The sequence below is a fragment of the Pseudomonas ulcerans genome (genome assembly GCF_036324125.1).
Lineage (GTDB): Bacteria > Pseudomonadota > Gammaproteobacteria > Pseudomonadales > Pseudomonadaceae > Aquipseudomonas > Aquipseudomonas ulcerans.
In genome coordinates, this window is sequence record NZ_JAZDQN010000002.1 from 113,138 (window position 1) to 133,330 (window position 20,193).

The following is a 20,193-nucleotide window of genomic DNA, read 5'->3' on the forward strand; positions in this document are numbered from 1 at the left end:
GGATGGGGCACGGCCCCGGGCAAAAGGGATTGCGGCACCGGAGCCCCGACAAGGGACGAATTCGAAGAGCGGTGAGAATGATGGAAAGGTATTCCAAGGTCGGCATGCAGGAACTGGATCAGCGTCTGTCGAAGATCGTCGAGGCTGCGCGCAAGCGCCCCGTCTCGGTGTACCGCTACGGCGCACCATGGGTCTGGATCGTTTCCCAGGAGGACTGGCAGGGCGCACTGCGCGAAGTCTCCAGCTGCATCCCGCCCGGTCACTCGCTGGCACTGCTGCGCCCGCAGATCGAAAACCTCCTGGATGCCGAACAGGAAACCCTCGACCAGGTCGCCCGCCGCTGCAACCTGCGGGTCGATCCTTCGGTGCTGGTCAAGGCCCTGCTCCTGCGCCTGCTGTACTCGGTGCCGAGCGAACAGCACCTGCACGAACAGCTCAGCTACAACCTGCTGTACCGCTGGTTCGTCGGCCTGGAGATGGGCCAGCGGGTCTGGGATTTCTCCACTTTCGTCGGCGACAGCCAGCGCTTCGTCGAGGACACCGCCGCAGTGCACGTGCTGGGCCGCATCGTCGGCGAGGTGATCCTCGCCGAGCTGCTGCAGATGCCCGAGTTCTCGATGAACTTCGCCCAGCTCCACGCCTGGCAGGCTCGTCATGAACTGCCGCTGAACAAGTAAGCGCTAGAACCTTTTCGATACCGATAACGCGCCGGTCCGTGCCACGGACCGGCAGGCCCGACTCACGCCTGCGAAAGGCTGGGCGGGCCCTGGATTGACCTGGGGGGATGCAGTGGGAGTACTGAACGAAATGCCGGTGGGTCACCGCCGACGACCGCGCTGCCTGGCCGCGCTGGGGGCGCTGGCGCTGGCCGTGGGGATGGCCGCCGCGAACGCCGAGGAGACGCCCGCCGAGGCCGGCACCGCCGCTCAGCGCAAGGTCGACATCGCCGAGTACGTGGTGCGCGGCAACAGCGTGCTGGACGCCCGGGCCATCGAGGAAGCGGTGTACCCCTTCCTCGGGCCGCAACGCACGATGCAGGACATCGAAGGCGCCCGCGATGCCCTGCAGACCGCCTACCAGTCCAGCGGCTACCAGTCGGTTTACGTCGAGCTGCCGGAGCAGCAGGTGGCCGACGGCGTGGTCTACCTGCAGGTCAGCGAAACCAAGGTCGGCCGGGTGCGCGTGGTGGGTGCCAAACACTACTCGCCGCTTGAGGTGCGCGAGGAAGTGCCGGCCCTGGTCGAAGGTGCCGTGCCGGACTTCGACAAGGTGCAAAGCCAGCTCGCCGACCTCAACCGCACCCCCGGTCGCCAGGTGGTGCCGCTGGTACGCGAGGGCCAGCGCCCCGGAACCATGGACGTCGACCTCAAGGTCGAGGACAAGAAGCCCTGGCACGTCAACCTCGGCCTGAACAACGACCACAGTGCCGATACCAAGGAACTGCGCTCGGTGGTTTCGATCGGTCACGACAACCTCTGGCAGGCCGGCCACCAGCTGTCGCTGACCTGGTTCACGGCGCCGCAGAACCGCGATGACGCGGAAGTCTGGTCCGGCGCCTACACCGTACCGCTGAGCGAGCGCTGGAGCGTCCAGGCCAGTGGCTACAAGTCCGACAGCGACGTGGCCACCGTGGGCGGCACCAACGTCGTCGGTCGCGGGCATTCCTACGGCGTGGCGCTGACCTACAGCCTGCCGCCGAGCGCGAGCTGGTCCCACGCCCTGAGCCTGGGCGTCGACTTCAAGGACTTCGAGGAACGCGTGGTCCTCGGCGGCAGCGAAGACCGCGTGCCGCTCAAGTACGCGCCGCTGACCTTCTCCTACACCGGCTTCCATTTCACCGAGCGCGCCCAGACCAGTCTCGGCCTGAGCCTGGTGGCCGGCACCCGCAGCTTCCTCGGCTACGGCAGCGACGACGAAGACTTCGCCTACAAGCGCTACCTGTCCGACTCCAGCTTCGGTGTGCTCAAGGGCGACCTGAACCACACCCAGACCTTCGGCGGCGACTGGCAGGCCGGGGCCAAGGCGGCCTTCCAGCTGGCCTCCGGGCCGCTGGTCTCCAACGAGCAGTTCTCCGCCGGCGGCGCCACCAGCGTGCGCGGCTACCTGGCGGCGGAAGCCACGGGTGACGACGGCGCGGCGCTGTCCCTGGAAGCGCGCACCCCGTCGCTGTCCGGCTGGCTGGGCAAGGGTGCCAGCCAGTACCTGGAGGAATGGCGTTTCTACCTGTTCGCCGACGGCGCCCACCTGCGTGTGCAGGACGCCCAGGAGGAACAACAAGAGGACTTCACCCTCGCCAGCGTCGGTATCGGCACGCGCATGCGCCTGGGCGAATGGCTGTCCGGCAGCGTCGACTGGGCGCTGCCGCTGCGTGATGGCCCGAATACCGAAAAACACGACTCGCGCGTGCACTTCAGCGTGCAGGCGAACTTCTGATCGCTGGACCGAACCCGGAGAGCTACCCCCATGTTGCGCATACTGTTTCTTTCCATGATCTGCCTGGGCCTGCTGGCCCCGGGCACCGCCAGTGCCTGGTGGCAGGAGGACTGGCTGTACCGCAAGCAGGTGTCCCTCGACACCACGCCGCAGGGCGCGGCCATGACCGAACGGGTCGGTCGCCTGCCGCTGCTGGTGCGCCTGCACACCGGCAACTTCACCTTCGACGGCGTCAGCGAGGACGGCTCGGACATCCGCTTCGTCGCCGCCGATGACAAGACCGTGCTGCACCATCAGATCGAAAGCTTCGACCCGCTGCTGGGCATGGCGCTGATCTGGGTTGACGTGCCGAGCGTGGAAGGCGGCCAGCGCCAGGACATCTGGATGTACTACGGCAATGCCAAGGCGCCCTCGACCAGCAATGGCCAGCAGGTGTTCGATGCCGACTACAGCCTGGTCTATCACTTCGGTGGTGCCGAAGGCACGCCGCCACGGGATGCCACGGCCTATTCGAACAACGGCCAGACCCCGGCCGGTGCCGGCGTCGAAGGCGTGATCGGTCGTTCCGCCCAGTTCAGCGGCCAGCCGCTGCTGCTGCCGGCCAGCCCGTCGCTGGCCTGGGCTGCCGGTGCGCCGTTCAGCGTCAGCGCCTGGCTGCGTCCGGACAGCCTGGACGGTGAGCAGGTGTTGCTGGCCCGTCGTGTCGAAGGCCACTCGCTTCTCCTGGGCCTGAACCAGGGCGCGCCGTTCATCGAGGTCGACGGTCAACGCAGCAATGCCGGTACGGCCCTGGCCGGCGGGCAATGGCAGCACCTGGCGCTGGTAGCGCAGAACGGTCAACTGGTGGTGCTGGTCAACGGTCGTGAAAACACCCGCCTGGAAGTGGCTGTGCCGGCCTTCTCCGGCGCCCTGGCGATCGCCGCCGACCTGCCGGAAGCGCCGCAGGGCAGCAGCCTGGTGCCGTTCCACGGTGCCCTCGACGAACTGCGCATTTCCCGCGTGGCCCGTCCGCTGCCGCTGCTCCAGGCCGATGCCGTGGCCCAGGGCGCCGAGTCTCGTCTGGTGGTCTACGGCGTCGACGAAAAACAGTCCGGCTTCGGCTTCGGCAGCCTGGGCTTCCTGCTCGGTGCGGTGCCGATCGATGCCTGGGTGATCATCGCCGTGCTGGTGCTGATGATGATCCAGTCGTGGGTGATCATGATCCGCAAGAACAAGAGCGTGGGCCGGGTCAGCCGTGCCAACGCGACCTTCCGCGATCACTTCGCCACCGTCGGCACGCGCCTGGAGCAACTGGCCGACGATCCGGCCCTGCCGGGTCGCCTGCAGCATTCCTCGCTGTGGCGCCTGTACCAGGTGGCGGTGCAGGAAATGCGTACCCGTCGCGCCCAGGGCGCCGACCTTGTGAACATTTCCGGCGCCACCATCGAAGCCATCCGCGCCTCGATGGATGCCGTGCGCACCCGCGAGAACCAGATGCTCTCGTCGCGCCTCTCGACCCTGTCCAACGCCATTGCCGGCGGCCCGTACATCGGCCTGCTGGGGACCGTGATGGGGATCATGGTGGTGTTCCTCGGCACGGCCATGGCCGGCGACGTGAACATCAACGCCATCGCCCCGGGCATGGCCGCCGCACTGCTGGCCACCGCCATGGGCCTGTTCGTCGCCATCCCAGCGCTGTTCGGCTACAACCGACTGGTCACGCGCAACCGCGAGGTCGGCGCCGACATGCGCGTGTTCGTCGACGAGTTCATCACACGCCTGGCCGAGGTCTACGGCGAGGGCGCCCGCAGCGAGCCTGCCCAGGCCCGGCGCAACGACCAGCCGGCGCTGGTGTGAGGAGCAGGTCATGGCATCGTTGAACAACAGCTACGACGACGAAGAAGAAGCCGCCGTCGACAGCATCAACATCACGCCGCTGGTCGACGTGCTCATGGTGGTCCTGGTGATGTTCATCCTCACCGCCACCGCGCAGGTCGCCGGCATCCGCATCGAGCTGCCCAAGGCCAGCGCCAGCGTGTCGCTGTCGCAGCTCAAGACCAAGGCGATCTCGGTCAACGACGCCGGCCAGGTGTTCCTCGACGCCTACCCGGTGACCCTGGGCGAACTGGAAGACCGCCTGCGCAGCGAGAAGGCGCTCAACCCCGACGTGCCGATCGTGGTCCGTGGCGACGCTGCCGTGCAGTACCAGAAGGTGGTGGAGGTCCTCGACCTGCTGCGCCGGCTGGAGCTGTCGCAGGTCGGCCTGGTCACCGGCAAGCCAAGCTGACGGAAGGTTGAACATGTCATCCAGACCTTCTCGTTTTCCTGCGCCGGATGCTCCGGCGCAGTCCCTCGACGGGGCGTCGTCGCCGCTGCGCCGCTACCTGGCGTGGGCGCTCGCGGCCGTGCTGCTGGGCGGCCTGGCCTGGCTGCTGTGGCAGTGGTCGCAGGACATGAGCGGCGTGCGCCGCGAAGCGCCCAAGGTGCCGGCGATCATCCCGCTGCCGCCGCCACCGCCGCCGCCACCGGTCCAGGAGAAGCCGCCGGAGCCCGAACAGCCGCCGGAGAAACCGCTGGAGCAGGAGCCCACGCCGGAGCCTGAAGAGGTGAAGCCGCAGGACGAAGCGCCGCCTTCGCCGGCGGACGACCTGGCCGAACCGATCCAGATGGATGGTGACGCCCAGTCCGGCAACGACGCTTTCAATATCGGCGCCGGCAAGGGTGGCGGCATGGCCGGGTCAGGTGGTGGCCGGGTCGGCAATGCCAGCTACAGCCAGTACCTGGCCTACGCCTTCCAGCGCCTGCTCAAGGACAACAGCGAGCTGCGCAACCTGGCGTTCCAGCTGCAGGCCGACATCTGGATCGGTCCGGCGGGGGACATCACCCGGGTCGAGCTGCGCCGCTCCAGCGGCGATGCCGAGCTGGACGCCAAGGTGCTCGACGCGGTGCGCCAGGCCGGACGCCTGGACGAACGCCCGCCGGCTTCGCTGACCCTGCCGGTACACGTTTCGCTGCAAGGCCGGCGGCCGGGCTGATGGCCGCCGGACACAACGCCAATACGAATTCCTGACCAGGACCTTTTAGGAGCTGTACGCAATGAATGGGAAACTCAACCGCCTGGTGGCGGGCGTCGGCGTGGTGATCGCCGCCCTTGCCGGGCAGGCGTCGGCCGATACCGTCGCGCCCTCGGACAACGCGACCATCAACCTGATCCGCCTGCTGGTGCAGCAGGGCGTGCTGAAGAAGGACCAGGCCGACGCCCTGGTACGCCAGGCCGAGAGCGAGGCGCAGCAGGCCCGCGCTGCCACACGCCAGACGCCGGCGGCCGTTGCTGCGGTGCCAGGGGAGGTGCGCGTGCCGTACATCCCGCAGACGGTGCGCGACCAGATCCGCGACGAGGTCAAGGCCGAGGTGATGAGCCAGGCCCGCACCGAGAACTGGGCCCAGCCCAACACCTTCCCGGACTGGGTGTCGCGCATCAGCTTCGATGGCGACATTCGCCTGCGTGACGAGTCGCGCTTCTACAACGACAGGAACAGCAACCAGATCACCGATTTCGCCAAGCTGAACCGCGACGGCCCGTACGACGTCAACCCGAACACCAACAACACCCTGCCACCGCTGCTCAACGCCCGTGAAGACCGCGAGAACTCGCTGCGCCTGCGCGCGCGCTTCGGGCTCAAGGCGCAGTTGGCAGAACAATGGAGCGCCGGCATCCGCCTGGCCACGGGTACCGACAACGGTCCAGTGTCGACCACCCAGACCCTGGGTGGCGGCTTCAGCAAGAAGGACATCTGGCTCGACCAGGGCTACATCACCTGGAAGCCGTCTGAACGCTTCAACGTCACGGGCGGCCGGATCGCCAACCCGTTCCTGTCCACCGACACCCTGTTCTCCCGCGACCTGGCCTTCGACGGCATCGCCGGCAACTTCCGCCAGCCGCTGGGTGGTGATGTCGACCTGTTCGGGACCCTGGGCGCGTTCCCGGTGGAGTACAGCTCCGACACGGCCACCTCCAACGGCTTCGACAAGGAAGGCAGCGACAACAAATGGCTGTACGGCGCCCAGGTCGGCGCGGCGTGGAAGATCAACCGGCACAACAGCCTGACCGGCGCCCTGGCCTACTACCGCTTCGACGATATCGCCGGCACCCGTTCCAGCCCGTGCGAACCCTGGTCCGGCCAGCCGGCGTGCGACAGCGACGGTTCGCGGCCGACCTTCATGCAGAAGGGCAACACCCTGTTCCTGCTGCGCGACATCACCCTCAATCCGGCCGACCCGGCCAACACCCCGCAGCCGCAATACGTCGGCCTGGCCTCGGAGTTCGACGTCCTCGACCTGAACCTGGTGTGGGACGCCGAGCTGCCGGAAGACTTCAAGCTGCGCCTGCAGGGCAACTACATCCGCAACCTGGCCTATTCCGAAGGCGACATGCGCAAGCGTGCGGCCGGGCAGTTCGCCAACAATATCGATCTCGACGGCAAGGTCGAGAGCGGCGGCAACGCCGGGATGATCCAGTTCACCCTCGGCAATGCCTTCGAGATGCGCCGCGGCGGCGACTGGCAGGTGTTCGCCGGCTACAAGTACATCCAGCCCGACGCCCTGCCTGACGGCTTCAACGACTCCAGCTTCCACCTCGGGGGCACCAACGCCAAGGGCTACGTGATCGGTGCCAACTATGGCCTGGCCGACAACGTCTACGGCACCGCGCGCTGGATGAGCACCGACGAGGTCTATGGCGCGCCATTCGCCATCGATGTACTCCAGCTAGAGATCAACACGCGCTTCTAAGCGCGGGAGGCAGACATGCAGATGCCCATCAACCGCTTGACCCTGGTCGTCACCTTGCTGGGCCTTGGCCTGGCGACCCAGGCCGCCCATGGCGAAAGCATGGAGGAACGCCTGCGCGCCCAGTTGCGCAGTACCACCCAGCAATTGCAGGCGGTGCAGAGCGAGCAGACGCGGGTGCGTGCCGAGCAGTCGGCGCTGGTCAGCCAGCGCGACGCGGCGCAGGCGCAGGTCAAGCAACTGACCGCCGAGCGCGACCAGGCCCGCCAGCGCGCCGAGCAGCTCGCCGGCAGCCAGTCCGGCCTGCGCGAGCAGGCCAGCCAGCAGGTGGCGGCGAGCCAGGCCCAGGTCGGTAAGTTCCGCCAGGCCTACGACGAACTGCTGACCCTCAGCCGCGGGCGTGATGCCGAGCGGCAGAAGGTCCAGGCCAGCCTGCAGCAGCGCGAGCAGGAACTCGCCGGTTGCACGAGCAAGAACCAGGAAATGTACGGGCTGGCCAAGGACATCCTCGCCGCCTACGAGAACATCGGCGTTGCCGAGACGCTGCGCATCCGCCAGCCGTTCGCCTCCGAGGCCCGGGTGAAGTTCGAGGAACTGGCGCAGCGCTACGGCGACGATCTCTACAAGACCCAGGTCGACGGCCAGCCCGCCGTGACCCAGGTCCAGCCTTGAAGGAGCAGTACCCATGAGCGAGACCGCACTGATCGAACAGGTCACCCCCGAGCAACTGATCGAGGTGCTGCAGGAGGCCGGTTACCGGGTCGAGCGCAGCGAGCAGAACGGCGCCGTGCAACTGCTCAGCGCCAGCCAGGGCATCGGCTATGCGCTGCGCCTGGGCAACCCGACCGGCACGCCGGGACACTATTTCGACTACAGCTTCAGCTGCGCCCTGCGCCTGCAGGGCGACCTGCCTGCCGGCCTGGCCGAACAATGGAACGCCAGCCGGCGCTTCTGCCGGCTGTGGCAGCAGGGCGAGTTCCTGCTGCTGGAGATGGACTGCGCGGTGACCGGCGGCGTGACCCGGCAGTTCCTGCGCCACAGCTGCGAGCTGTGGGACCGCCTGTTGCAGGAGTTCGTCGCCTATCTGCGCGACTACAGCCGCCAGGCTGCCGAGCGCCGCGACGTGGCGCAGGAGGCCTGAGGCGATGGCGAAGCGTGGGGATTGGCAACGGACCGGCGCGCTGCTTGTCGCCGTATTGAGCCTGGCGGGCTGCGGCGCGGATATCCCGCCGCCGGTGGAGGCCGCTACCCGGCCGGCCAGCAGCGCCGCGCCGCTGGCCAGCCTCGGGGCGCAGAAGGTCGATGCCGAGGAACTGAAAGCCCTGCTGGCGCAGGTGCAGCCGCAGGTGCGCCAGCAATTGCAGGAGAACCGTGGCGCCCTGGACGACTGGATGCGCGCACGGCTCACCGAAAAGGCCCTGCTGGAGCAGGCGGGTGCCCAGCAATGGGAGCAACGTCCGGAGGTGCGCGAGGCCATCGATGCGGCCAGCCGGCAGATCATCCTGCGCAGCTACATGGAATCGGTCAGCAAGGTGCCGGACGGCTATCCGTCCGTGGCCGAGGTGCAGGCGGCCTACGAGGCCCAGCGCGCCAGCCTGGTGTTGCCGGTGCGCTACCGGGTCAGCCAGATCTTCATCGCTGCCAAGTCTGGTGACGACGCCGCGGTAAAGCGGGTGCAGGCGCTTCACCGCAAGGCGCAGGGCGCGGATGCCGACTTCGCCGAGCTGGCCCGCAGCAACTCCGATGATCCGGTCAGTGCCCAGCGTGGCGGCGAGATCGGCCTGCTGCCGTTGAACCAACTGATGCCGGCGGTGCGGCCAGCCCTGCAACAGATGAAGGACGGCGCCATCAGCGAGCCGCTGCGCACGGCCGAGGGTTTCCACATCCTCAAGTTGCTGGGACGCGAGGAGGCGCGGGTGGCGACCCTGGACGAGGTTCGCGGGCAACTGGTCGCCGCGCTGCGCCAGCAGCGCCAGGAACAGATCGCCCAGGCCTACCTGGCGGGGCTGGTGAATGACCAGACCCTGAGCATCGACGGTGCCGCGGTCGGCAAGGTACTTGGGGAAAAGCCCTGAAAGACGGCAAGGAGCGAGCATGGAGCCAAGGGAAGGGCTGGGCAACACTGCGGAGGAAGCGCTGTTGTACCTGCGGGTGATCGGGCGTTGCGGCAGTTTCGTGCAGGCCGCGCGCAGCCTCGATATCAAGCCGACGCGCCTGCGTCGGGTGCTGTCGCAACTGGAGGCGCAGGTCGGCCAGCCGTTGCTGTGCTACCAGAACAGCGCGGTGGAGCTGACGCCCAAGGGGCGCGAGTGGCAGGCGTTGCAGGGCGTCAAGGGGCGTGAGTGCCCGCGACCGGCCAGTGCCATGGGCTGGCAACCGATCCGCCTGGTGCTGATGGAGGAGCTGCTGCACGACATCTTCCTGCGCGAGTTGCTCAATCACCTGCGCCGCAGTGCCCGGTTGAACCTGGAGATCGTCGAGCTGCGTGGTGCTTCGATGGAGGCCTTGCAGCAGGCCGACATCGCCGTCTGGCTGAGTGACGACGACCGGCCGCAGGAACCGCCGGACATGCGCACGCAATGGCTGGCCGGGGTGCATTACCAGGCGCATGTCAGCAAGCGCTATTCGCGCAAGCAGTCACGGCCGGCGAGCAGCCTGGAACTGAGCGATTTCCAGCTGGTGCAGTCGCGGGCCTACCTGCACAGCCAGAGCCTGATGCCGTGGAACAACTACGTGGCGGCGCGGGAGAGCGGGGTAGTGGTGGTGCGCAGTCACGAGTTGCTGTTGCAGACCTTGCGCTGGGGTGCCTGTGTCGGTTTGCTGCCGCACTACGCCAGTCGCCTGGACCGTACGCTGGTGGGCCTGGGCGATCTGTTCGAGGCGCCGATGCGGCGCAACATGTTCCTCAGCGTGAGCGACCGCCGTCGGCAGGGGGCAGGGGTGCAGGAGGTACTGGAGGTGTTGTGCAGTGCCTTCGAGTCGCGGCGGGAGTGGTTTGCCTGAAGGCGTGTGGGGATCTACACATCTCGAACGATGGTCGACGCGGGTAGGAGCTGCGTTAGCTGCGAAGGGGCGCGCAGCGCTCCCAAATCCTGTCTCTCCAGCGAGCCTGGAGAAACGCGGCAGATCGGGCACTGTGAATCCAGGATGCAGCTTGGTCAGAGGCCGTGCGGGATGGTTCCGGGACCGCTGCGCGCTACTTCGCAGCTAACGCAGCTCCTACCTGGACCGCGCCGCATGGGTAGATCGGAAGATGTGTGGATACCCATGCTGAAGGAGAGGGGCAGCCCGGTGGACTGCTGCAAGGCGGAGAATTCTCTGGCGGACGCATATGAGAGGCATTACCATTCGCGCTTCTCGACTCCCGACCTGTGGACGTTCTTCATGGCCGCCAGCACGCTTTCCCGTCAGCAAGCCTTGCAGCAGCTCTACCTGAGCCATCACGGCTGGCTGCACGGCTGGTTGCGCCAGCGCACCGGCTGCAGCCAGAACGCCGCTGATCTGATGCAAGACACCTTCCTGCGCCTGCTGAGCAAGGAGCGCGACCTGTCGCCGCTGCGCAATCCGCGTGCCTACCTGTCCACCATCGCCCACTCCCTGTTGGTCAATCACTGGCGCCGACAGGCCATCGAGCGTGCCTACCTGGAGTCCCTGGCGCTGCAACCGGAGCAATACGCACCGTCGCCGGAGGAGCGGGAACTGATCATGGCCACCCTGCTGCAGATCGACGCGATGCTGCGCAGCCTGCCGGCCAAGGTGCGTGCGGCCTTCCTCATGGCCCAGCTCGATGGCCTGACCTACGGGCAGATCGCGGTGAAGCTCGGGGTGTCCGAACGCATGGTGAAGAAGTACATGGCCCAGGCCATGCTGCATTGCCTGCTGCTGGCCGGGGACTGAGGGGTGAGCGCTCCCGACTTCCTGGTGCTGCAGCAGGCTGCCGAGTGGTTCGCGGTATTGCGCGGCCAGCACGGCGACGCGGAGCGGCTGGCCTGGCAGCAGTGGCTGGACGCGCACCCGCAGCACCGCCAGGCCTGGTCGCGGGTCGAGGGTATCAGCGCCCAGTTCGAGCACCTGCCCCTGCGCCGGGCCGCGAGCACGGCGTTGCAGGCGCGCGGGCCGGGCCGACGCCAGGTGCTCAAGGGCCTGGCGATCGTCGGTGGTATCGGCGTGCTCGGCCTGGGCGGACGCGAATTGCCGTGGCAGCGCTGGCAGGCCAACCAGCGCACGGCGGTGGGCGAGGTCACGCAGCGCCGGCTCGACGATGGCAGCCGCCTGTGGCTGAACACCGACAGCGCGCTGGACGTGGATTTCACCCGTGGCCGCCGACACATGGTGCTGTACCGCGGCGAGGTGCTGGTGGAACTGGCGGCCGACAGTGGTCCGCTGTGGCTGGATACCGACGGCGCTCGCCTGCGGGTGGCCGAGGGACGCTTCAGCGTGCGCCAGCTGGATGAGGGGTTCCGGGTGTCTGCCTACAGCGGTTCGCTGGAAGTGCTGGGCATGCGCCAGCAGCGTCTGGTGGCGGGGCAGCAGACCGCCTTCGACCGCACCCGGATCGAGCCGCCGACGGCGTTGCGCTCGGCCGGGCAGGCCTGGACCCATGGCGTGCTGCAGGCCGACGACATGCCCCTTGGCGAGTTCGTCGCGGAGCTGGCGCGTTACCAGCGCGGCCATCTGGGTTGCGATCCGCAGGTGGCGGGACTGCGCCTGGTGGGCGCCTTCCCGCTGGCCGATCGCGAACGCATCTTCGCCGCGCTGGAGGCCAGCCTGCCGGTGCGGGTGGTGCGACGCCTGCCGTGGTGGATCAGCATCGAACCCCGCAGCGCTGTGCCGGCCTGATCCTGCGCAAAAAAATCTGCCGGTGCGGTTCCCCTTTTTCAATCTCGCTTGGCTTGAAGGGCAGAAGGGCGATTCGGCCCGCTTCGCTTGCCAACCAGATTCCGGGGAATTTCATGTCTGCCTCCACATTTGTCCACCACCCATTGCGTCGCGCCCTGCGCGCCGCTGTCCTGGCCCTGCCGCTGGCCGCCCTGCAACCGGCCCTGATGGGCATCGCCCACGCCGCCGAGGCCGAGCAGTCCCTGCGCAGCTACGCCATCCCGGCGGGATCGTTGTCCACGGCGCTGAGCCAGTTCGCCAGCGAGGCCCAGGTCTTGCTGGCGGTGGACGGACAACTCACCGCAGGCAGGCAGACCGGCGGTCTGCAGGGGCGTTACGGCGTCGACGACGGCCTGCAGGCCCTGTTGCAAGGCACTGGCCTGCAGGTGGTGGGTGATGCCCGGGGTGGTTATTCGCTGGTCGAGTTGAGCCAGGACAGCAGCCTGGCGTTGCCTGCGACCACGATCGAGGGCTTCGCGCTGGGCAACGCCCTGGGCAGCATGGACGGCTATCACGCCACCCATAGCAGCGTGGCGACCAAGACCAGCAAGGAACTGGCGAAAACCTCGCAAAGCGTGTCCGTGGTCACCGCCACGCAGATCGAGGAGCAGGGCTCGCGCACCGTCGCGGAGTCGATGCGCTACACCGCCGGGGTGCTGACCAACCCCTATGGCAGCACCCATCGCTACGACTACCTGGCCATGCGCGGGATCAACGACGGTTCGGTGGACAACATCATCATCGACGGCCTGAAGTCCATGGGCGATCCGGGCTCCTTCACCAGCCTGCAGATCGACCCTTACTTCCTGGAGCGCATCGATGTGCTCAAGGGGCCGTCCTCGGTCCTGTACGGGCGCAGCAATCCGGGCGGGCTGGCGGCGTTGACCACCAAGCGGCCCGAGTTCCAGCAGGCCGGGCGCATCGACCTGTCCGTCGGCAGCCATGACTACAAGCAGACGGCCTTCGACTTCACCGGTCCGTTGAGCGACAAGGTCGCCTACCGGGTGGTCGGGCTGGCCAAGGACAGCAACGTGCAGGTCGATCACGTCGAGGAGACCCGCTACAGCCTGATGCCGAGCCTGACGCTCAGCCTCGACGACGACACCCTGCTCAATCTCTACGCCTATCTGCAGCACGAGCCCAATGGCGGCTACCACGGCAGCGTGCCGGCCTCCGGCACCTTGCACACGCGCAACGGCCAGCGCATTTCCGCCAGCTTCTTCGAAGGCGATCCGGACCTGGAAGAATTCAAGCGGACCCAGCAGATGGTCGGCTACGAGTTCGAGCATCGCTTCAATGACGTGTGGAGTGCCCGGCAGAACTTCCGCTACCTGGATGCCACCACCGAGAACAGCCAGGTCTGGGGCAACGGCTACCTGAGCGACAGCAGCAACCAGCTGGCCCGTGGTTTCAGCGGCGGGGAAGAGCACCTACATGGCTGGATCGTCGACAACATGCTGCAGGCCGACTTTTCCACCGGGGCGGCGCAGCACACCGTGGTCGCCGGCCTGGACTACCAGTATTCGAAGAACAAGGTGCGCTACGACCGCGACTACACCTCGATCACCCCGCTGGACGTGTTCGCCCCGAGCTACCCGGCCAACGACCTGTCCGGGCTGACCACCGTCAGCGATGCCCTGCGCCGGCAGAAGCAGGCGGGCCTGTACCTGCAGGACCTGGTCCAGCTCGGCGGCTGGAACCTCAGCGCCGGCCTGCGTCAGGACTGGTACGACGTGTCCATCGACGACTACCGCCAGGGCACCAAGGACGCCAACGTCGGCAACAAGCTCAGCGGCCATCTCGGCCTGCTCTACGCCTTCGACAACGGCCTGTCGCCCTACGTCAGCTACTCGACCTCGTTCAACCCGACCTCGAACTACTCCGACGGCGCGCAGATTCTCGAACCGACCACCGGCGAGCAATGGGAAGTCGGCCTGAAGTTCCAGCCTCCGGGCACCGAGGACCTGTACACCCTGTCGTTCTTCAGCATCGAGATGGAAAACCTGTTCGCCAAGGAGAACAGCTTCACCGACAGCTACGAGTACAAGGGTGTCGGCGGCATCGATTCGCGCGGCGTCGAGTTCGAGGCGCGGGTGCAGCTCAGCGACAACCTGCAACTGCTGGGCAGCTATACCTACAACGACGTGGAGTACAGCAAGTCCTACTACATCTTTGCCGACAACAGCTACACCAACGTGATCGATGCCAAGGGCAACACGCCGTACCAGACGCCTGGGCAGATGGCCAGCCTGTGGGCCGACTACGCCTTCAAGGACGGCCTGCTGGCCGGTCTCACCGTCGGCGCCGGCGCGCGTTACGTGGGCGAGAGCTACGGCAGCGACCTGAATGACTTCAAGGTACCGTCGTACACTCTGTTCGATGCCTCCGTCAGCTACGACTTCGGCAACCTCGGCCTGCACGGCACTTCGCTGCGGGTCAACGCCAACAACCTGACCGACGAGTACTACGTCGCTTCCTGCTACTCGGCGACCGCCTGCTACCTCGGCGAGGAACGCAGCGTGGTCGCGACGCTCACCCAGAAGTTCTGAGGGCCTGCAGGGCTCTCCCGTACAACCAGGCGAAAGCGGTCAGCAACAGCACTCCCGCCAGCGTCGGTACCAGCGCGAAGCTCCAGTCCGCCAGGGTCATGAAGACGATGATCGGATTGCCCCCGGCCGGCGGGTGGGTGGTATCGCTGGCACCCATCGCCACCAGCGCCAGGGCACAGGCCAGGCTCATCGGCAGCACTCCCGGCCCCAGCAGATGCAGGCAGGCGAGGCCGATGCAGGAGCTCAGCAGGTGCCCGCCGATCACATTGCGCGGCCGCGAGAACGGCGCCTTGGGAAAGCCGAACAGCAACACGCAACTGGCCCCGAAGGAGCCGATCAGCCAGGGCTGGCCACTGCGCTCGGCCAGGGTGCCGACCAGGCCGAGGGCCAGGAAGGCCCCCAGACCGGCCAGCAACAGCTGGCCGATACGGACTCTGGCAGGCACCGCAGTGTTCAGCGAGGTACCCAAGGGAGACTGGCTCATGCCGGCCTACCGCTTGAAGCGTTCGGCTTCTTCCGAACCCTTGGTCGCGTTGCCGGCGCTGTAGGAGTGCGCCCCCACCCCGGCCAGCTTGCCGCCCTGGACGATCAGGTACTCGTTGCGGATCGGCCGGTTCTCGAAGTAGCACTCGAGGATCTCCCGGGTGCCGGCGGCATAGCGTGCCTGGGCCGAGAGGCTGGTGCCGGAGATATGCGGGGTCATGCCGTGGTGCGGCATGCCGCGCCATGGGTGGTCCGCCGGCGCCGGTTGCGGGAACCACACGTCGCCGCCGTAGCCTGCCAGTTGTCCGCTTTCCAGGGCCGCTGCGATCGCGTCGCGGTCGCACAGCTTGCCCCGTGCGGTGTTGATCAGGTACGCGCCACGCTTGAAGTGCTTGAGCGAGTCCTGGTTGATCATGTGCTCGGTTTCCGGGTGCAGCGGGCAGTTCAGGGTGACTACGTCGCAGACCTTGGCCAGGCTTTCCAGGGTTTCGTGATAGGTCAGGTTGAGTTCCTTCTCCACCGCTTCCGGCAGGCGGTGACGGTCCATGTAGTGCAGGTGCATGTCGAACGGCTTGAGCAGGCGCAGCACGCGCAGGCCGATGCGTCCGGCGGCGACGGTACCGACGTGCATGCCTTCGACATCGTAGGAGCGCGCCACGCAGTCGGCGATGTTCCAGCCGCCCTTGAGCACCCACTGGTGGGAGGGCAGGTAGTTGCGCACCAGGGCCAGGGTGGTCATCACCACGTGCTCGGCCACGCTGTTGCTGTTGCAGTAGGTGACTTCCGCGACGGTGATGTTGCGCTCCATCGCCGCCTGCAGGTCGGTGTGGTCCGAGCCGATGCCGGCGGTGACGATCATCTTCAGCTTCGGCGCCTTGTCCATCCGCTCGGCGGTCATGTAGGCCGGCCAGAACGGCTGCGAGATGACGATCTCGGCATCGTGCAGCTCGCGGTCGAGGACGCTGTCGGCGCCGTCCTTGCTGGAGGTGACCACCAGTTCGTGGCCATTGGCTTCAAGGTATTTGCGCAGGCCCAGCTCCCCGGAGACGCTGCCGAGCAGGGTGCCGGGCTGGAAGTCGATGGCCTTGGGCGTGGGCAGGGACTGGCCATCCGGATAGCTCTCCAGGTGGGGCAGGTCGTCGCGGGCATAGCGCTGGGGCTGGCCGGTGACCGGGTCGTCGTAGAGCACGCAAACAATCTTCGCCATTGAAGCCTCCTGATGCTTGTAAGGAGCGCGCGCCGTTGCGGCGTGGCGCCCGAGCGCCGTCGGTAGCGCTCGACAGGCATCCTCGGCGAGAGGGCGGCAGCGGTGCCAATCGCTTGTTCCGATGGCGTGATCGGGCAAACCGATCAGCCGTGCAGGAAGGCGTCGACCCGGCGTTGCAGGTCCAGTGAGGTGAACAGCGCGAGCGCCGATTCCAGCAGCAGTGGCTGCGGATCGCGGCGCAGCAGGACCAGGCCGATCTCCCGTTGCAGCTCCGGGACGATGGGCAGGACGCAGATCTCGTCGCGCATTTCCGCAAGGGCCAGGGCGCTGTGGGGCACCACGCTGTACAGCCCGGAGCAGCGCACATGGCCGTAGAGGACCATCATCGAGTCGGTCTCAACCCGCGGCATGGCCTGCACTCCGGCCTTGGCGAAGGCCTCGTCGATGCCCTGGCGACATTGCATGTTGCGTGTCAGCAGGCACAGCGGCAGGCGCGCCACCGCGTCCCAGCCAATCGCCGTCTGGCCGCGCAGGGCGCTGTCGTCACGGGTGATCAGCACGTAGCGCTCGTGGAACAGTGGGTAGGTGGCGAAGGATTTCAGGCGGCCGTCGCAGAGGTAGGTCAGTCCCAGGTCCAGCTCGAAGTCGGCGATGCCCCGGAGGATCTGCGAAGTGGCGAGGGTGTAGATCTCGTGGTTCATCCGCGGGTGACCGGCGAGGCACGGATCGGTCATCAGCGGCACGATCGATAGCGCGGTGGGAATCGCCCCCAAGCGCAGCGTGCCGCTCGGTCCTTCTTCGCGCTGGCGGGCTTCCTGGCGCATTGCCCCACAGTCGGCAAGGATCCGCCGGGCCCAGGCCAGCACCTTCTCGCCATCGGCGGTGAAGCCCTCGAAACGCCGGCTGCGCTGGACCACGGCGATACCGAGGTCCTGCTCCAGCGCACGGATCGCCTCGGACAGCGCGGGTTGCGAGACATTGCACTTTTCCGCGGCACGGCCGAAATGCCGCTCCTGGGCGAGGGTCACCAGATAGGTCAGTTGGCGCAGCAGCATGGAGTACGTCCTGTTGTCGTTATGTAGCCGAAGATATAGCGCTGTGGCCGGCGAATACAGATGAACGGTAAAACAACGGTGCAGTTCGCTGTATTGAAAACTATATAGCGAAGGGCGTAGCCTGCTGCCGGAGTCGAACCGAGCCGTGGAAAATCCCCTGATGACGCAACGCACCTACCCCTATGTCGCCTGGCGCCTGACCCGGAATTTCCAGATCCTGAGGGTCGAGCTGGTGGCGAGTGGCATCTACGGCAGTGCCTACGACCGCACCGCGACCGGCCACAGTTATCCACTCAGCGAACTGTTCGCCTCGAAGGAGGCCGCGATCAGCGAGGGCGAGCGGCGTCTGGACGAACTGGCGGCGGTACTGGCGAAGCGGCAGGTGAACCTGGAGCGACGTCGGCGTGAGCTGCATGAGCAGCGCAGGGCGAATTGCAGCTAGTCTTTATCGCCCAGGCACATGCCTTTGCGAGTGTTTACGGACGACCTATGAACGACGACCGCTTCGACCGCTTCTTGCGCAATGCCGTGGACGAGTTGAAAGAAAAGCAGCAAAGGCTGGAGTCCGAGCACGGGCTTGGTCGTTTCGTCCGATGGTGCTTCGACCAGGATGTCGGCTTGCTGGAGATGTTCGACGGCGAAGACCGCAAGGTCGTCGAGGCAGATGTCATCTGCATCGGCAGCTACGCGGGTAATTCGAGCACCTGGAAGTGGGCCTGGAGCAACGATGCGTTGCGTCCGTTGCTGCGGGAGAAGTCGCGGCTGCTCAGGGCGCTGGGTGACCTGACCGGGATTGACCTGTTCGTCGCGGAAAGCGCCTTCGCCATCGATGATGAGCCCATGGCCTGGGAGCTGGCGGCGATCAGCGTCAAGTACCTGAATGCACTGGGTGTGTACCGGGCGCCGCAGGGGCAGTTGAATTCGTTTCTGGCGTTGACGGGGGTGAGGCGGGTTGCGGCGTGAAGATTATGGTGAACGGCAATTGGCGGATGACGTTCGAGTTTATCGATGGAAACGCTTACGTCCCGGACTATGAGGATTATCACTAATGAACATGCACAACCCCCACATCCCGGTGAGTTCATCACCGACATCTATCTGCAGCCGAACGGTATCAGTGGTCGTGAACTGGCTGAAAAGCTGGGTGTAGCGCCCTCGACGCTCAGCCGTGTCTTGAAGGGCACGAGTCGTGTGACGCCGGAAATGGCATTGCGCCTGTCGGTAGCGCTGGGGCGCTCGGCGGAAAGCTGGCTGGCCATGCAGGATGCTTACGACCTCTGGATTGCCCGGCAGCACGTCGATCTGCAACGGGTGGAGAAGCTGGCGTTTGCCTGACTGGCGGATGCTTGAAGGTCGATAAATCGCGGACATTAAAAAGCCGGCTTGTGGCCGGCGCTTTATCAGTTCGCAGATTTTCGTGCCTATCCGCAATGGCTAGTAGATACGGGGCTTTGAGGATAATATCCGTCCGCAAATGTTCGCCCCAGGTTGCCCGTTACCGGAAAAAAGTGGGGGAATAAATGGGGGATAGGATTCTCCACACACTCACTGCGGAGCAAGGCATGGGCAAACTGAATCCCAAGCAAGTCGAGAACGTGACGGAGCCGGGGTCTTATGAGGACGGCGACGGCTTGCGTCTGATCGTGCAAATCACCGGACGTAAATCATGGGTGCTGCGTTACCAAATTGCGGGCCGGCGCCGGGAGATGGGGTTAGGCGGCTACCCCAAAGTAGGCTTGAAGGCCGCCCGTCTTGTCGCTGGGGAACAACGCAAGGTGTTGGCTGCTGGTGCTGATCCGATGGCAACCCGCGATGCTGAGCGGGAGCGGCAGCGGGAAGCGCAACGTATCACAGAGGCGCGTAAAGTTACTTTCGAGAAGCTGGCGATTGAACACATGGAAGTGCATGGTTCGGACTGGTCTGATAAGTGGCGAGCCGGCTGGCTGCGAAAGCTGGAGCTATACGCCTTCCCTGTTGTTGGCAGACTGGCGACAAATGAGATTGAAACGGAACACGTTCTGCGTGTATTGCGCCCTATCTGGTTGGAGAAGACCCGCACCGCCGACGAAGTACGCGGACAGATTGAGCAGGTGTTAGATGCGGCAAAGGCTCGCCGACTGCGTGATGGTGACAATCCGGCTCGCTGGCGCGGCCATCTGGAGAACCTGCTGAGTAAAGCGGAGAAAAAAAAAGCCCGCAAGCGTGAGCACTTCTCCGCGATGAAGTGGCAAGACGTGCCTGCGCTTATGGTCAAACTGACACAGAGCGACGTGCGTTCCGCAGTGGCCGCCCGTCTGCTGATACTGACTGGCGCCCGTTCGCATATGGTGCGCTTTGCTGAGTGGTCGGAATTCGATCTGGCGGCGGGTGTATGGTCGCTACCTGCCGAGCGAATGAAGATGCGCCAAGCCTTTGATGTTCCATTGGCACCCGAAGTGGTTGAGATGCTACAAGAATTTCCCCGTATCGATGGCAGCCCATATCTATTCCCTGGCCAAGGCAAGAGCGGTGTTATGCACGCCAACGCCGTTCGCAACCTCTTGCATGGCCTGGGGCATGACGATGTGACTAGACATGGATTTCGTTCGAGTTTCCGCGACTGGGCGAACGAGCGCACCCATTATCCACGTGAAGTTTGTGAACTGGCGCTGGCCCATGATGAGCGCGACCAGACCGAGGCCGCTTACTCTCGGTCGGACTTTATCGATAAGCGTCGTGCCTTAATGGTCGATTGGGCGAGCTTCATTACGAGTTCACCAACGACGAACGTCATTCAAGGTGAATTTAAACGCGCCTGACTGAGCACCTGTCAGCCTAGCCG

The 20,193-nt window shown here is 65.9% G+C and carries 20 protein-coding genes; 17 read left to right on the forward strand and 3 right to left on the reverse strand.

Annotated features, from left to right (window positions below; genetic code table 11):
• Positions 1 to 80 precede the first annotated feature (80 nt).
• The 13 genes from V0R59_RS02445 (at position 81) to V0R59_RS02505 (ending at position 14,627) form a co-directional block, all read left to right on the forward strand.
• Positions 81 to 677: a transposase gene (locus V0R59_RS02445; RefSeq protein ID WP_330073226.1), complete on the forward strand. Its 597-nt coding sequence runs from the start codon at positions 81 to 83 to the stop codon at positions 675 to 677.
• A gap of 130 nt (positions 678 to 807) precedes the next feature.
• The gene (locus V0R59_RS02450; RefSeq protein WP_375547339.1) at positions 808 to 2,433 is read left to right on the forward strand and encodes a ShlB/FhaC/HecB family hemolysin secretion/activation protein; all 1,626 of its coding nucleotides are present in this window, start codon (positions 808 to 810) and stop codon (positions 2,431 to 2,433) included.
• Between the two features lie 30 nt (positions 2,434 to 2,463).
• On the forward strand, positions 2,464 to 4,269 hold the full coding sequence (locus V0R59_RS02455) for a DUF2341 domain-containing protein (RefSeq protein ID WP_330073225.1): 1,806 nt from the start codon (positions 2,464 to 2,466) through the stop codon (positions 4,267 to 4,269).
• Positions 4,270 to 4,279: 10 nt separating this feature from the next.
• Positions 4,280 to 4,699 carry an ExbD/TolR family protein gene (locus V0R59_RS02460; protein WP_330073224.1) on the forward strand — a complete coding sequence of 140 codons (420 nt, stop codon included), beginning with the start codon at positions 4,280 to 4,282 and terminating at the stop codon, positions 4,697 to 4,699.
• Positions 4,700 to 4,706: 7 nt separating this feature from the next.
• Positions 4,707 to 5,447: an energy transducer TonB family protein gene (locus tag V0R59_RS02465; RefSeq protein WP_330073223.1), complete on the forward strand. Its 741-nt coding sequence runs from the start codon at positions 4,707 to 4,709 to the stop codon at positions 5,445 to 5,447.
• A gap of 61 nt (positions 5,448 to 5,508) precedes the next feature.
• Positions 5,509 to 7,203: a putative porin gene (locus V0R59_RS02470; protein WP_330073222.1), complete on the forward strand. Its 1,695-nt coding sequence runs from the start codon at positions 5,509 to 5,511 to the stop codon at positions 7,201 to 7,203.
• Positions 7,204 to 7,218: 15 nt separating this feature from the next.
• A complete protein-coding gene (locus V0R59_RS02475) occupies positions 7,219 to 7,872 on the forward strand; it encodes a DNA repair protein (protein ID WP_330073221.1) in 654 nt (217 codons plus the stop codon).
• A gap of 13 nt (positions 7,873 to 7,885) precedes the next feature.
• Positions 7,886 to 8,341, forward strand: a complete 456-nt coding sequence (locus V0R59_RS02480) for a YbjN domain-containing protein (RefSeq protein WP_330073220.1) — start codon at positions 7,886 to 7,888, stop codon at positions 8,339 to 8,341.
• Between the two features lie 4 nt (positions 8,342 to 8,345).
• Complete coding sequence (locus V0R59_RS02485; RefSeq protein WP_330073219.1) at positions 8,346 to 9,275, forward strand: peptidylprolyl isomerase; 930 nt, start codon at positions 8,346 to 8,348, stop codon at positions 9,273 to 9,275.
• A 19-nt stretch (positions 9,276 to 9,294) separates the two neighbouring features.
• Entirely contained in the window at positions 9,295 to 10,203 is a 909-nt protein-coding gene (locus V0R59_RS02490; protein ID WP_330073218.1) for a LysR family transcriptional regulator, read from the forward strand.
• Between the two features lie 381 nt (positions 10,204 to 10,584).
• Positions 10,585 to 11,097: a sigma-70 family RNA polymerase sigma factor gene (locus V0R59_RS02495; protein WP_330073217.1), complete on the forward strand. Its 513-nt coding sequence runs from the start codon at positions 10,585 to 10,587 to the stop codon at positions 11,095 to 11,097.
• 3 nt (positions 11,098 to 11,100) lie between these two features.
• The gene (locus V0R59_RS02500) at positions 11,101 to 12,039 is read left to right on the forward strand and encodes a FecR domain-containing protein (protein WP_330073216.1); all 939 of its coding nucleotides are present in this window, start codon (positions 11,101 to 11,103) and stop codon (positions 12,037 to 12,039) included.
• Positions 12,040 to 12,152: 113 nt separating this feature from the next.
• Complete coding sequence (locus V0R59_RS02505; RefSeq protein ID WP_330073215.1) at positions 12,153 to 14,627, forward strand: TonB-dependent siderophore receptor; 2,475 nt, start codon at positions 12,153 to 12,155, stop codon at positions 14,625 to 14,627.
• Here V0R59_RS02505 and V0R59_RS02510 read toward each other — a convergent pair.
• The 3 genes from V0R59_RS02510 to V0R59_RS02520 form a co-directional block, all read right to left on the reverse strand.
• Positions 14,611 to 15,111 carry an HPP family protein gene (locus tag V0R59_RS02510; RefSeq protein ID WP_330073214.1) on the reverse strand — a complete coding sequence of 167 codons (501 nt, stop codon included), beginning with the start codon at positions 15,109 to 15,111 and terminating at the stop codon, positions 14,611 to 14,613. The genes V0R59_RS02505 and V0R59_RS02510 overlap by 17 nt on opposite strands.
• A gap of 6 nt (positions 15,112 to 15,117) precedes the next feature.
• On the reverse strand, positions 15,118 to 16,317 hold the full coding sequence (locus V0R59_RS02515; protein ID WP_330073213.1) for an NAD-dependent formate dehydrogenase: 1,200 nt from the start codon (positions 16,315 to 16,317) through the stop codon (positions 15,118 to 15,120).
• Between the two features lie 143 nt (positions 16,318 to 16,460).
• Positions 16,461 to 17,372, reverse strand: a complete 912-nt coding sequence (locus tag V0R59_RS02520; protein WP_330073212.1) for a LysR family transcriptional regulator — start codon at positions 17,370 to 17,372, stop codon at positions 16,461 to 16,463.
• A 160-nt stretch (positions 17,373 to 17,532) separates the two neighbouring features.
• On the opposite strand from V0R59_RS02520, the gene V0R59_RS02525 reads away from it, so the two are divergent.
• The 4 genes from V0R59_RS02525 (at position 17,533) to V0R59_RS02540 (ending at position 20,170) form a co-directional block, all read left to right on the forward strand.
• Entirely contained in the window at positions 17,533 to 17,814 is a 282-nt protein-coding gene (locus V0R59_RS02525) for a hypothetical protein (protein WP_330073211.1), read from the forward strand.
• Between the two features lie 47 nt (positions 17,815 to 17,861).
• A complete protein-coding gene (locus tag V0R59_RS02530; RefSeq protein WP_330073210.1) occupies positions 17,862 to 18,335 on the forward strand; it encodes a DUF6882 domain-containing protein in 474 nt (157 codons plus the stop codon).
• 45 nt (positions 18,336 to 18,380) lie between these two features.
• On the forward strand, positions 18,381 to 18,707 hold the full coding sequence (locus V0R59_RS02535) for a HigA family addiction module antitoxin (RefSeq protein WP_330073209.1): 327 nt from the start codon (positions 18,381 to 18,383) through the stop codon (positions 18,705 to 18,707).
• Positions 18,708 to 18,934: 227 nt separating this feature from the next.
• Entirely contained in the window at positions 18,935 to 20,170 is a 1,236-nt protein-coding gene (locus V0R59_RS02540; RefSeq protein WP_330073208.1) for a tyrosine-type recombinase/integrase, read from the forward strand.
• Positions 20,171 to 20,193: the final 23 nt, after the last annotated feature.

Bases quoted from the DNA above. Each gene is read 5' to 3' on its own strand.
- V0R59_RS02495 (WP_330073217.1), top strand. From the start codon at position 10,585: ATGGCCGCCAGCACGCTTTCCCGTCAGCAAGCCTTGCAGCAGCTCTAC.
- V0R59_RS02515 (WP_330073213.1), bottom strand. From the start codon at position 16,317: ATGGCGAAGATTGTTTGCGTGCTCTACGACGACCCGGTCACCGGCCAG.
- V0R59_RS02510 (WP_330073214.1), bottom strand. From the start codon at position 15,111: ATGAGCCAGTCTCCCTTGGGTACCTCGCTGAACACTGCGGTGCCTGCC.
- V0R59_RS02525 (WP_330073211.1), top strand. From the start codon at position 17,533: ATGACGCAACGCACCTACCCCTATGTCGCCTGGCGCCTGACCCGGAAT.
- V0R59_RS02480 (WP_330073220.1), top strand. From the start codon at position 7,886: ATGAGCGAGACCGCACTGATCGAACAGGTCACCCCCGAGCAACTGATC.
- V0R59_RS02540 (WP_330073208.1), top strand. From the start codon at position 18,935: ATGGGCAAACTGAATCCCAAGCAAGTCGAGAACGTGACGGAGCCGGGG.
- V0R59_RS02535 (WP_330073209.1), top strand. From the start codon at position 18,381: ATGGAAACGCTTACGTCCCGGACTATGAGGATTATCACTAATGAACAT.
- V0R59_RS02470 (WP_330073222.1), top strand. From the start codon at position 5,509: ATGAATGGGAAACTCAACCGCCTGGTGGCGGGCGTCGGCGTGGTGATC.
- V0R59_RS02445 (WP_330073226.1), top strand. From the start codon at position 81: ATGGAAAGGTATTCCAAGGTCGGCATGCAGGAACTGGATCAGCGTCTG.
- V0R59_RS02455 (WP_330073225.1), top strand. From the start codon at position 2,464: ATGTTGCGCATACTGTTTCTTTCCATGATCTGCCTGGGCCTGCTGGCC.
- V0R59_RS02475 (WP_330073221.1), top strand. From the start codon at position 7,219: ATGCAGATGCCCATCAACCGCTTGACCCTGGTCGTCACCTTGCTGGGC.
- V0R59_RS02530 (WP_330073210.1), top strand. From the start codon at position 17,862: ATGAACGACGACCGCTTCGACCGCTTCTTGCGCAATGCCGTGGACGAG.
- V0R59_RS02490 (WP_330073218.1), top strand. From the start codon at position 9,295: ATGGAGCCAAGGGAAGGGCTGGGCAACACTGCGGAGGAAGCGCTGTTG.
- V0R59_RS02505 (WP_330073215.1), top strand. From the start codon at position 12,153: ATGTCTGCCTCCACATTTGTCCACCACCCATTGCGTCGCGCCCTGCGC.
- V0R59_RS02450 (WP_375547339.1), top strand. From the start codon at position 808: ATGCCGGTGGGTCACCGCCGACGACCGCGCTGCCTGGCCGCGCTGGGG.
- V0R59_RS02520 (WP_330073212.1), bottom strand. From the start codon at position 17,372: ATGCTGCTGCGCCAACTGACCTATCTGGTGACCCTCGCCCAGGAGCGG.
- V0R59_RS02460 (WP_330073224.1), top strand. From the start codon at position 4,280: ATGGCATCGTTGAACAACAGCTACGACGACGAAGAAGAAGCCGCCGTC.
- V0R59_RS02485 (WP_330073219.1), top strand. From the start codon at position 8,346: ATGGCGAAGCGTGGGGATTGGCAACGGACCGGCGCGCTGCTTGTCGCC.